Genomic DNA, 12,503 nt, shown 5'->3' on the forward strand with positions numbered 1-12,503 from the left:
CCTATAAGTCGCGTAATAAGACGACTTCGTTCGTTGCTGATAAGTAAGCGTGGTTCGAGTCAAGCAAACCACAAAGAACGTAGTGGTCAAGCACCCGGTCGAAGACATAATACGGTTTCAATGTCAGGTAAGGCATGAGTGCGTGACGTATGACTTCTTCCGAAACGCTATCAGGCAATCCTTGTGTCGAATCATGATAGAGGTCAATAAATGCTTTGTTATCAACGATTAGGCTGACTTCAAAAGTATCTTCCATCAGAAGAATCGTCAAACGACGTTTGTAAGCGAGATTTATGTCGTCACGAGTCCGGCGTACTACTACGTTAATGAATGGAAAATCCCGATGGATTTCTTGAATCGTCCACGCTCCGGACTCCTCAGGATATTCCGCAGCGATGAGATCTACAGCAATCGACTGACAGGTTTCCAACATCTCTTCAGTCAACGGTCGGTAATCCGGATGTGGCGTTTGAGCTTCGGCATCGAGTGCCGTGACGGTGTCTCGCCGCTTAATCAATTTGCGCGTATAGGAGAACGTGGACGGTTTGTCCCATGTCACGACTTCGTTTACTGTGACAGCTGAAGTGTCTGGATCATCCAAAGGATACGTTTGCAAACCGTTCTCAGAAACAAAGATTTCTTCAATCGCATATGCTAGTTTGCGTTGGTGTTCGTTAGGAACTGAAAAACTCCGGAACTGTTGCGAGATGATGGGAGCCATTTGTTCAAGGGATAATGTGAACGATTCAGTCGAATACTTGTTACTCAGCGCGGGGGTTCCATAGACACTGAAAGAATCGAGCGCTCCTTCATTCGTTAGTTCAAGCGATATGAACAGACCAGGGGAGAGGCGAATTCCGTGATGACAGCTGACATACTGATACAGGGAATCTTGATGCGTAAGGAACATGAACTGCTTCTCGAACGTCATTCCTAATTCTTGCTCAAGCCAAGCAATCCGTATGTCTGGATCACGTAAATCCTCTGGAAGAGAATGAATCGTGACAGCGCCATTTTTGTGGATCGCAGTCGTTCGTTTTGTAGCCGTATCGACTTGGATCTCTATCGTACCGTCTGGATAACTCTCATCTTCAGACCAAGGGCCGTGATTGATGGGGAACCAACACGTCTCAAGCGAATATTGCGTTTCACCATGAATTTTTTCACGGCGATAGAAGGTTTCATGTAAGACATAATCGTTCAGTTGATATTTGTCTTGGATATGGGAGATTAAATCTTTCGTTAATGGATGCAACTCGTTCACTCCTTTTCTTGTACGTCTTCCGTATCGTCATCTAAAGTCGGAATGACGAGGTGTGGTAAGGTTTGGAATAGGCAATCGGATGTCTCGAAAAACGGTTGATTTGAAACAACATTCACGACATCTGCATCGTAGCTGAACGCAAAGACAGACATGTTTTCCTGCATGGAGACGATGACCGTTTTTTCTGGTCGTTCGGAGTAGTAGTGCGTTCGGTATTCAATCCGGAAGACATTTGGTTTGGTCGACCAGATGACAAGATCATTCCAACTCGCGTGGGAATGTAAGTAAGAATACAGGTGTTGAAAATCGGTAACATGCTTCAGTTCAGCGACGATGAAACCACTGCTCAAGAAATGAACTTTCAAATGATGAAGATTCATCGTCTGGATTCGTAAAGATGCTAAAAGCTGACGTGTAGTCTTGTTCGATGACGAAGCGCAAATTATCAGGGTCTGAAAAATCATTTGGAATCAATTGAAGATCATCATCGTAATAATAAGGCATGTACTCAAATGTTAATTGCAACATATTCACCTCTGTTTCGTACGTTCAGTGTAACGTGAATCTCTTCATAATGAAGGGGAATTGAAAATTATTACATAATTGTAAGGGTTCAAAATATAGTGAATGCATTATTATAGTAGAATAAATATAAGAGAACCATTGAAATATAGGAGGAAAAAAAGTGTCAGATTTTAATCTAGCTATGAACGTGTTATTCGGAAGTGTCCATATCATCCTCATGGCGATGGCTGTTCCATCGATCATCTACGCGCTTTATCTATTACGAAAAATCGCTAATAAATGATTGCAGGGATTTATTGGTAAGAACAAGAAGATAGTTAAAGTACCTACGCATTATTTAAAGGAGGCGATGACATGTCATTTTGGACATGGTTTGCAATCTTATTTGTGTTAGCGGTCAGTGTCTACGCATCTTCTCAACCGAAACGTTCGAAGCAATAACAAAGGCGTAACTCCCATTGTGATATGCTCTCTCAAAAATAGACAGTTGAAACAATCAATACTATCTACTTTTTGAAGAGAGTTTTTTTAGAGTTACGTCTAGATTTTAGATGGAGCAAAAACTACGTATTAATTTGAAGTTACAATAACATCAAAATACATTCGAGTTGATCGTCATCTACCAGTTTGCGAACGTTCTTCTATCTACTCTCGACATGCAAGAGAGAATACTATCCTTAGAAATTTACTTCAATCTTTTACATGATATGAATTCAGAATATTAAGAAAGTAATAATCGTATTTTCTTATTAATTGAAAGGAGATCGATTAAGTCATGCTGAAAAAGATAGTCTTACACATACTATTGGTTATTGTTTTGATATGTATTATTAAAGAATCAACTTCATATGCATACAATTATTATCAAAAAAAATCTCTTGATGCTTCTTCAGGACAATACTTTAGACTTGCAAGCGAGATACTTCCTAGTCTACTAAAACCACGATACGCGCCTAAGGATACAAAGGGGAAAAGTGAAAAAATGAATTCTGTAGATCCGAAAGTATACTTATTTAAGGAAGATGTGAAAGCGGCGAAATTAAAAAAATCAAAGTTAGAAAAAATCATAAATGACGTCGTCGAGAATATTAAAAACATGAAATATTATTTCTTTATAATAGCTCTCATTATTATTTTTTTATACGGACTTCGATCATGGAAAAAGCGTAACGTCCTATTTAATAAAAACCCTTATCTAAGTCAATCTAGATCAGAAGAAACGACGATGATAAATCATAATGTGACTAACTTTTATGAAGGTGAAGAGACTTTACTAAATAATGCCATACGAGAAGCTGTCAAACGTTTAAATCAAACACTCCCGCTGAATTTGAAAAGACTGAGTTCAGAAACGTTTCATGAATGGTGTAAACGAATTGAACTTGGAGCTAATCCAAATATGTATTATGTAGCTCGTTATGATGAGAAAAATAGTTACACGTTGAATTTACAAGAGAAAAATCAATTTTTAAACGATATCACATACTTTATGAGTCACAAAATATGACTAGTAATTGTTACATTTTAGGAGTGAGATCATTAAAGTATCATCTAAAGGATGCGGTGGTACAATACTTACGACATGATTTGCACTCATATTTGTGTTAGCGCACAATATCCTCTCATCTTCGCAATCGAAACATTCGAAGAAATAACAAAGGCGCGACTTCCATTGTGGAAGCGCGCCTTTTTGTTTGTTCAGTTTTGCGTATCGAGCCAAGCGATCGCGTCCGTCAAGTCGTCGGCAATATAGTCGACGTTTGCTTGTTCCACCCGGTCAGCGTAATCACGAATGGAGCTCTCTCCGGCACCGGTTCGAACTAAGATTTTGATACACCCGGCGTGCGCAGCTGCCACCATATCACTCCAGCGGTCCCCGATGACGACACATTGATCGAGTCGGAGATCGTGTTTTGCTTGTGCTTGCCTTAATAATTCAGGTGATGGTTTGCGACAGGTGCAACAATCTTCCGCGGCATGCGGACAAATCAGCGTATCATCAAAGCCAAAGCTCTGTAATTCTGTCCGAAAATCCTCTTCACGCGCCAATCCTTTTGAGATACCAGGTTGATTCGTAAACGCAATCAGTAAAATCCCTTGATTACGTAAGCGTTCGATTAGCGAAGAAACGTATGGAAATAGCGCAAACGTTCCAGGGTAGTGGACGGTAGCATCGCCGCCAATCGTTCCGTCTCGGTCAAGAAATATTGCCTGAATAGAATTCATGTGTACAACTCCTTTGATTACGAAGCATCTTTTAGTTCTTGATACGGTTGCACACGTGCGGCCAGTTGAGCTGGGATGAAGGCGGCGATGACACCGAACAAAATCGGTAAGGCGAGCGATACGCCAATCAATAACGGTTCATTCCACGGTACGAGATCGTACAAAACATAAATCGTCGAATAGGCAACGATCAGTCCAATGATTCCGGAAATCAGACCGACAAGGAAGCCTTCAAGGACGATCAATTGACGGATCGCGCCGTTCGTCCAGCCGAGTGCTTTTAAGACGGCAAGTGAGGCACGGCGATCGGTGACGTTTTGCCACATGATCTCTCCCGTCGTCAAAACGGCAATCGTGATTGCAACACCCATCGTCACGTAATGCATCGGACCGACTTGCAGAGCGACGAATTGTCCGAGCCACGATGTATAAAGCACTCCTTGTAAATGGAACGTCACGAATAAGAAGAACGTCAGCAAAGCCGTTGGAAGAGCGATTGAGAGAACGGATAAACTATTACGTTTCCATTTTCCGATCAGTTCTTTTAGCGCAAGTGTCATCGTCGAACGAAGCTTCAGTCCGATGCGAGCGGCTTTCGCGTATTCACCGGTCTTGATCGCTTCGTAAGGTGAGATCCGGCGAATCGTCCAGGCCGACCAAGCGGCACCAGCGAGGTAGATGACGAGACTGAACAGCGCAATCCAGAGGAGGCTCCAGCCGTTCATCGCTTCATTACGGACATATGAGAAGATGCCTTCGACGATTAAGGCGACCGTCGAGACGAATCCAGCGAGAATCGCCGCCTCGATCAAAACGATTTTGTAGAGATCCTTCGTCCGCCATCCGAGTGCGAGTAAAACAGCGAATTCTTTCCGGCGGGCTAACATCGAGACATAGCTCGTCGCAAGGACATAGACGATCGCGACCGCGAGCATTGCGAAGATGACGCCTGAGAACCCAACACTCGTCTCGCGGAAGATTGTCATCGCAGCACCGATGTGGATCCACGGTTGTTCGATCCAGCCAAGCGTCTTACCGTCATCGACAACCTTCGTGACGACGGGTTGAGGAGAGGAACCCTTAGTAATTGTGACCATTAATCCAGTTTTCTGTTCGATTTGCTTTTTCACGTCTTGGAGTAGTTGCTCCGATGCTTCACTGACGGTCGAAGCGCCTTTGATTTTAAGGCGAACCGAAGAAATGGCTTGTTCACCATTGACTGCTCGCGCGCTGTCAATCGTCGTCAGGATGTTTGGAGAACTCGTCAACAGTCCGACGGGATTACCAGACGTATCAATCGATTTCGCTGGGTTGACAGGTTCCCCCTTCGCATCTAAAACAAGATCGGCAGACGAGGGACGATAGGTTTCCATTGGTAACTCGTTCAGCGGGTCTTTTGAGACCTTGATGTTTTTCGGATCGTACAGACCAACGACTTTAAATTGTAAAAATGGAAAGCGGACATTAGATGAGCCTGGTTCTGGTTTTTTAACCTTTTGTCCCATCGATGTGAGGGAGCGAAATCCTTTATCTGAAATAAGTTCCTTCTCAATACCGATTCCTGAAATTCGTGTCGACGTCGCGGATACTTCGAAAGCGTTGCTCCATCGGCTTGTAAATGGACTAAGCGTTGATTGGAATTGAAGAGGGCCAGATTGATACACCAATTGTCCTCCTTCTGCATATTCAGAATCCGTTTGTAAGCTGTTCGTTTTTTCAACCATCGTTCGCAGATAGGTTTCTTCTACTTTAGCGGTTGGGATGGAAAGGTGTTGAATACTCTTAGCGGGATAAGAGGCAAGAGGAGAATTGATAATAGACCGTTTTGGTTGTGTTTTGATGACCTTATCAATTAGTTTTTGCTGGTCTTGTTCGGTTTGATAAGGAGCATCGAGACGTTCGATATCATAGTCGTAACTTCCCTTATTAAAAGAGTTCGGATTCACTAAGACCGGGATGATATTTTGATTATTAGCAGCATCTGATTCGTGATGATCGGACGAATTGAAGTATCGGGATTTGTTCGTCGTACGCACACTCTTGTCCAGACCGACCAACCGTGCTTCTTCTTTTGGATCAATACCGACGATCAAGACTGGATTTCTAGCGACAGCCGTTGAAAAACCATCAATTTGTTCAGAAATGAATGAAGCGTTCTCAGGAACTTGAACTTTTGTTCCTTGAGCAAGATGAAGCACAGTTTTTGATTGTCGCTCTTTCTTGAAGCCGTTTTGAATATAAGTGGTTTCTGTAAAACGATAGATTCCTGGTGTGGAAGGAATTTTAATCGCTTTTTCAAAGGAAACATTAGACATGACATACCCCATGACAGCGACCGGGGCTGCGATATCAACCTCATTCATTTGTTTGATTTGTTGATATTGTTTAAACGAAATCCCACCGTTAATCCCATTAAGATAATTCGGTTCGAGTAACTTACTCGACTCCGTCGTCATCTGACTGCCTTTCGGTCGAACGACGATATCATACGCGGACGACCATTTTTTTTGTAACGTCTGTTCGACCGTACCCTGACTTGAATCGGTCAAGTTGAACATCAGACTGAGTCCAGCGCTGATGATGAGCGCACCGACGAGCGTCAAAATGAATTTTCCACGTTGCCGGCGCCACTGGTTTAAGACAAAACGAAACATAATCCTTCCTCCCGTGAAGAGAGAGGGACAACGTCTGTTGCCCCTCGCTACAAAATAAAATATTAAGCTGCATCTTTGAGTTCTTGATACGGTTGAACACTTGCTGCCAGTTGTGCTGGAATGATCGCCGCGATAATACCGAACAGAATTGGTAAGGCGAGCGATACACCAATCAACAACGGCTCATTCCACGGAACAAGATCGTATAGTGTATAAATTGTCGTGTAAGCGATTAACAGTCCGATGATACCGGAAAAGAGTCCGATTAAGAAACCTTCAAGGACGATCAACTGACGAATCGCTCCGTTCGTCCAGCCGAGTGCTTTTAAGACGGCAAGTGAAGCGCGGCGATCGGTGACGTTTTGCCACATGATCTCTCCCGTCGTCAAAATAGCGATCGTGATCGCAACACCCATCGTCACGTAATGCATCGGACCGACTTGCAGGGCAACGAATTGACCGAGCCACGATGTATAGAGAACACCTTGTAAATGGAACGTCACGAATAAGAAGAACGTCAGCAGTGCCGTTGGGAGAGCGATTGAGAGGACGGATAGGCTATTGCGCTTCCATTTCCCGATCAGTTCCTTTAGTGCGAGTGTCACCGTCGAACGTAGTTTCAGTCCGACGCGAGCGGCTTTCACGTATTCACCGGTCTTGATTGCTTCGTACGGTGAGATGCGGCGAATCGTCCATGCTGACCAGGTCGCGCCAGCCAGGTAAATGACGAGACTGAATAGCGCGATCCAGAGGAGACTCCAGCCGTTCATCGCTTCGCTCCGAACGATTGAGAAGATTCCTTCGACGATCAAGGCGATTGTAGAAACAAATCCGGCGAGGATCGCCGCCTCGATCAAGACGATTTTATAGAGATCCTTCGTCCGCCAGCCGAGTGCGAGTAAAACAGCGAATTCTTTTCGGCGCGCGAGCATCGAAACATAACTCGTCGCGAGGACATAGACGATGGCGACGGCAAGCATCGCGAAGATGACGCCTGAGAAACCGACACTCGTCTCGCGGAAGATCGTTATCGCGGCACCGATATGGATCCACGGTTGTTCGATCCAACCGAGCGTCTTATCGTCATCGACGACCTTCGTGACGACGGGTTGAGGAGAGGAACCTTTGGTGATCGTAGCGATAAGACCAGTCTCTTGTTCGATTTCCGACTTGATACGTTGTAAGGTTTTATCTGACTGTTCACCGACAGTAGAAGCTCCTTTTACTTTTAACCGGATCGATGAAATCGATTGATCGCCAATCACCTTTTGAACACTATCGATTGTTGTGAGCACGTTTGGAGAGTTCGTCAACAAACCAACGGGATTCCCGGTCGTGTTGATCGATTGGGCAGGATTGACCGGTTCGTTTTTTGAGTCAAGTACGATACTCGCAGCGGATGGTCGATAGGTCTCCATCGGTAATTCATTCAATGGATCTTTGGAGACATTGATCTTGTTCGGATCATACAAACCGACGACATTGAACGTCAGATAAGGATTCATTGACTTAAAAGCAGATCCATCCGATTTTTTCATTTTTATTTCATAAGAATCTACCGTCCGGAAGCCATGTTTCGGAAGATAAGAGGACGATAATATCGTGTTTTTGAATGCAGTAGGTGCTGTATGCACTTCATAAGCATTCTCCCACCGTGTAGGGAACGGACTTTTCACTGTTTGATAAGTCAAAGAGCCTGTCTGGGCGACGAGTTGAGCGTCAGTATTTGCTTCTGCTTGCGGAAGTACCTTAGTTTTTTGACCGAGTAGGGAATCAAAAAAAGCGCTCTCGACTTTAGAGGCATTAACTTTAATGTCTTGGATGATCTTCCGTTTTTCTTGATCGAGAGGTTGAGGGGCGTTCGATTTAGCTAGTCGTTGATAGAATGTGTCGCGTGCTTGTTTCGTTTTCAGATCGACGTTAACTTGTTCTAACTTAAATTGACTATATCCCGTATTGAAGGATTTTGGGTTAATCAATACCGGAATATCAAATTGGTTGGAACTCTCCTTGCTGGCTGAGGGAACATCCTCCTGGTTGAAGTAACGAAACTTCTTCTGATTCAGGATGCTCTTATCCAAACCGACGAGTTGCGCTTCCGCCTCCGGATCGATTCCGACGATGAGACTATAGGTAAAGGGTTGTACGGATGAAAAATCTTGCGGATTTTGAAGATGGATCAATCGCGTGTTCGGAGGAACGAGCGGCTCTTCCATAGTTGAAAAGTAGGCACCATCCTGTGCGATGAGTTCTTTCGAAAATCCACCAGCACCATAATGTGAATTAGTCAATCGATAAATACCAGGCTTTTTCGGAAAGTGGATTTGATTTGGAATCGAGATGCCGATATTGGCGTACCCCATGACAGCCACCGGGGCTGCGATATCAATCGCATCCATTTGTTTGATTTGTTGGTATTGTTCAAAGGAAATCCCACCGTTAATCCCATTGAGATAATTCGGTTCGAGTAACTTACTCGACTCTGTCGACATCTGACTGCCTTTCGGTCGCACGACGATATCATACGCAGACGACCATTTCTTTTGTAACGTCTGTTCGACCGTTCCCTGACTGGAGTCCGTCAAGTTGAACATCAAACTGAGCCCGGCGCTGATGATCAGCGCTCCGACAAGCGTCAGGATGAATTTCCCGCGCTGCCGGCGCCATTGATTTAAGACAAAACGCAACATCGTCATTCCTCCTTTTATGGGGTAAAGGCTACGAAAAATGGATGAGACTGTTCATCTAAGATATGTAAGATTCGTTCGCTGAAGTTCGACCACGTTACACGTCGTAACACCTCCTCGAGCGGGAAAAAACCGACTGCTAAACTCTCACTGCTCGTCTGCGGTTGACCACCAATCGCTTTTGCAAGCCAACAGGTCGCACAGACATTCGCCTCGAGGTTTTGATAGATGCCGCAAAATTTCACGATTTCAATCTCAATTCCAGACTCTTCTTTGACTTCGCGAATGATACCGTCAGCTGCACTTTCCCCAGGCTCGACGATGCCGCCCGGAAACTCCCAGCCACGATCTGGTCCTTGGATTAAAAGAATCTCGTTTTGGTCATTCAAGACGACCGCTCCTGCTGATAACGAATAAATCGATGTCGGTAACATAGACTTCCTCCTGTGAAGAGAGGGACAACGTCTGTTGCCCCTCCGCCAAATATTAAGATGCATCTTTCAGTTCTTGATACGGTTGAACACGAGCGGCCAGTTGTGCTGGGATGAACGCCGCGATGACACCGAACAGAATCGGTAAGGCGAGCGATACGCCAATCAACAACGGTTCATTCCATGGAACAAGATCGTATAGAACGTAAATCGTCGTGTAGGCGACAATCAGTCCAATGACTCCGGAAATGAGACCGACCAAGAAGCCTTCAAGGACGATCAATTGACGGATTGCACCGTTCGTCCAGCCGAGTGCTTTTAAGACGGCGAGAGATGCACGGCGATCGGTGACGTTTTGCCACATGATCTCTCCCGTCGTTAAAATGGCGATCGTAATCGCAACCCCCATCGTCACGTAATGCATCGGACCGACTTGCAGGGCAACGAATTGACCGAGCCACGATGTATAGAGGACACCTTGTAAATGGAATGTCACGAACAGGAAGAAGGTTAAGAGAGCTGTAGGTAAAGCAATCGAGAGGACGGACAGGCTATTGCGCTTCCATTTCCCGATCAGTTCCTTTAGTGCGAGTGTCACCGTCGAACGAAGCTTCAGTCCGACGCGAGCTGCTTTTGCATATTCTCCGGTCTTGATCGCTTCATACGGTGAGATCCGGCGAATCGTCCACGCCGACCATGTCGCGCCAGCCAGGTAGATGACGAGACTGAATAGCGCAATCCAAAGGAGGCTCCAGCCGTTCATCGCTTCGTTCCGAACAAGTGAGAAGATCCCTTCGACAATTAAGGCAACCGTAGAGACGAATCCAGCGAGGATCGCTGCCTCGATCAAGACGATTTTGTAGAGATCCTTCGTCCGCCAGCCGAGTGCCAGTAAAACAGCGAATTCTTTTCGGCGCGCGAGCATCGAAACATAACTCGTCGCGAGGACATAGACGATGGCGACGGCGAGCATCGCAAAGATGACACCGGAGAACCCGACACTCGTCTCGCGGAAGATCGTCATCGCAGCACCGATATGAACCCATGGTTGTTCGATCCAACCGAGTGTTTTGCCCTGTTCGACGACTTTCGTGACGACCGGTTGTGGGGAAGAACCCTTAGTGATTGTAGCGATGAGTCCGGTTTCTCGCTCGATTTGCTGCTTCACGTCTTGGAGTAATTGTTCTGACTCTTCACTGACGGTCGAAGCCCCTTTGATTTTTAGACGAATCGACGAAATCGATTTTTCACCATATGTCTCTTTTGCAACATCAAGTGTTGTTAGAATATGCGGTGAGTTTGTAAGTAGTCCGACCGGGTTTCCAGACGATTGAATTTTTCGAGCAGGATTAATCGGTTGTTGTTTTTCGTCAAGAACTAAATCAGCCGTTGATGGTCTGTAAGTCTCCATCGGTAACTGATTTAACGGATCTTTTGAGACTTGAATGTTGTCAGCATCATATTGTCCAATGATGTTCATCGAAAAATAAGGTACGACGTAAGGGAGCATTCCCGGATCTTTCGAGTTAAGTTTTTTGCCCGTTGATTGAATCGAGCGATAACCGAATGTAGGGACATTAGTTTCAGAAAAACTCCAATTATTTAATTTTGTTGGAGCTGTTTCAACGGCATACGCATTGGACCAGCGTGTAGGAAAGGGACTTTTAGTAGTCTTGTATTTTAGTGGGCTCGTTTTAAAGAATAGACCCGTCACATTGGAGCCAGAAGCGTCACGATTCATGAATCGTGTCGTTTTTCCATTCAATGAATTTAGAAAAATACGTTGCATGTCCATGACGGAGACTGTTTCCGTCTGTAGAACTTTTGCTGGGTAGTCATTTAAAGATGAATTAAACGACGTTTTGTGCAGGTCTTCTTTTGCAAGACGATTGACAAACGATTGTTGTTCTTTGTCAGTCGAGAAGGGTACCTTTAATTTTTCGACTTTAAATGAAAAATTACCACGGCTCACGGCATCGGGATCGATGATGACTGGAATGGAATGGAATGAGCCATCACTTCCTCCTTTAATATATTTATCCGTTTCTTTAAAATATCGTGAATTTTTATCTTTGAGAATACTCTTATCCAGTCCGACAAGTTTAGCTTCTGCATCTGGATCGATTGCAACGAGCAGTGTCAGGTGATTCATCGTAAGGTTCGAAAAATCTTTAATTGATTTTGTGGAGAATGTTCTCTTCTCTGGAACAGGAATTTTGAATCCTTGGGCGATATGATAAGACTGATCATAAAGGCGCTCTCTTTTGATACCCGAGTCATCGTATTCTTGCGTCGTTAACCGATATACGCCGTCATCTTTTGGAAAGTTCAACACTTTCGGAACGTTAACATTGATACTTGCATAGCCCATCACGGCGACCGGTGCCGCAATGGCAATGTCGTTCATTTTCTTGATGGTTTCGTATTGTTTGAAGGAAATCCCACCATCGATTCCATTCAAATAGTTCGGTTCCAGTAAATCATTCGACTCACTTGCAAGCTGACTGCCCTTCGGTCGGACGACGATGTCGTACGCAGACGACCATTTCTTTTGTAATGTTTGTTCGACCGTTCCCTGACTCGAATCGGTCAAGTTGAACATCAGACTGAGTCCAGCGCTGATGATGAGCGCACCGACGAGCGTCAGGATGAATTTCCCGCGCTGCCGGCGCCATTGATTGATGACGAAACGAAGCATATGTAGTCTCCTTTGCTT

General features: G+C 44.8%; 10 protein-coding genes. 2 read left to right on the forward strand and 8 right to left on the reverse strand.

Going from position 1 to position 12,503, the window contains the following annotated elements; genetic code table 11:
* Position 1: 1 nt before the first annotated feature.
* From ITJ88_RS06160 to ITJ88_RS06170, 3 genes are read right to left on the reverse strand one after another with little or no spacing between them, the layout of a single operon-like run.
* Positions 2-1,255, reverse strand: coding sequence for a hypothetical protein (locus ITJ88_RS06160; RefSeq protein WP_195864981.1), 1,254 nt, complete (start codon positions 1,253-1,255; stop codon positions 2-4).
* A gap of 5 nt (positions 1,256-1,260) precedes the next feature.
* The gene (locus ITJ88_RS06165; protein ID WP_195864982.1) at positions 1,261-1,614 is read right to left on the reverse strand and encodes a hypothetical protein; all 354 of its coding nucleotides are present in this window, start codon (positions 1,612-1,614) and stop codon (positions 1,261-1,263) included.
* Positions 1,589-1,792: a hypothetical protein gene (locus ITJ88_RS06170; protein WP_195864983.1), complete on the reverse strand. Its 204-nt coding sequence runs from the start codon at positions 1,790-1,792 to the stop codon at positions 1,589-1,591. Before ITJ88_RS06170 ends, ITJ88_RS06165 begins: the two co-directional genes overlap by 26 nt.
* 157 nt (positions 1,793-1,949) lie before the next feature.
* On the opposite strand from ITJ88_RS06170, the gene ITJ88_RS16385 reads away from it, so the two are divergent.
* Entirely contained in the window at positions 1,950-2,072 is a 123-nt protein-coding gene (locus ITJ88_RS16385; RefSeq protein WP_255359375.1) for a hypothetical protein, read from the forward strand.
* 492 nt (positions 2,073-2,564) lie between these two features.
* The gene (locus ITJ88_RS06175) at positions 2,565-3,296 is read left to right on the forward strand and encodes a hypothetical protein (RefSeq protein WP_195864984.1); all 732 of its coding nucleotides are present in this window, start codon (positions 2,565-2,567) and stop codon (positions 3,294-3,296) included.
* 191 nt (positions 3,297-3,487) lie between these two features.
* Here the strand turns inward: ITJ88_RS06175 and ITJ88_RS06180 are convergent, their stop codons facing one another.
* The 5 genes from ITJ88_RS06180 to ITJ88_RS06200 form a co-directional block, all read right to left on the reverse strand.
* Positions 3,488-4,015, reverse strand: a complete 528-nt coding sequence (locus ITJ88_RS06180) for an HAD-IIIA family hydrolase (protein ID WP_195864985.1) — start codon at positions 4,013-4,015, stop codon at positions 3,488-3,490.
* 17 nt (positions 4,016-4,032) lie between these two features.
* Positions 4,033-6,669, reverse strand: coding sequence for an ABC transporter permease (locus ITJ88_RS06185; protein ID WP_195864986.1), 2,637 nt, complete (start codon positions 6,667-6,669; stop codon positions 4,033-4,035).
* A 62-nt stretch (positions 6,670-6,731) separates the two neighbouring features.
* Positions 6,732-9,359: an ABC transporter permease gene (locus ITJ88_RS06190; protein ID WP_195864987.1), complete on the reverse strand. Its 2,628-nt coding sequence runs from the start codon at positions 9,357-9,359 to the stop codon at positions 6,732-6,734.
* A gap of 14 nt (positions 9,360-9,373) precedes the next feature.
* Entirely contained in the window at positions 9,374-9,790 is a 417-nt protein-coding gene (locus ITJ88_RS06195; RefSeq protein WP_055968256.1) for an NUDIX hydrolase, read from the reverse strand.
* Between the two features lie 52 nt (positions 9,791-9,842).
* Positions 9,843-12,485 (reverse strand): ABC transporter permease, encoded by a 2,643-nt coding sequence (locus ITJ88_RS06200; protein WP_195864988.1) that lies wholly within the window; start codon positions 12,483-12,485, stop codon positions 9,843-9,845.
* Positions 12,486-12,503 lie beyond the last annotated feature (18 nt).

The organism is Exiguobacterium abrahamii (assembly GCF_015645365.1).
Taxonomy (GTDB): Bacteria; Bacillota; Bacilli; order Exiguobacteriales; family Exiguobacteriaceae; genus Exiguobacterium_A; species Exiguobacterium_A abrahamii.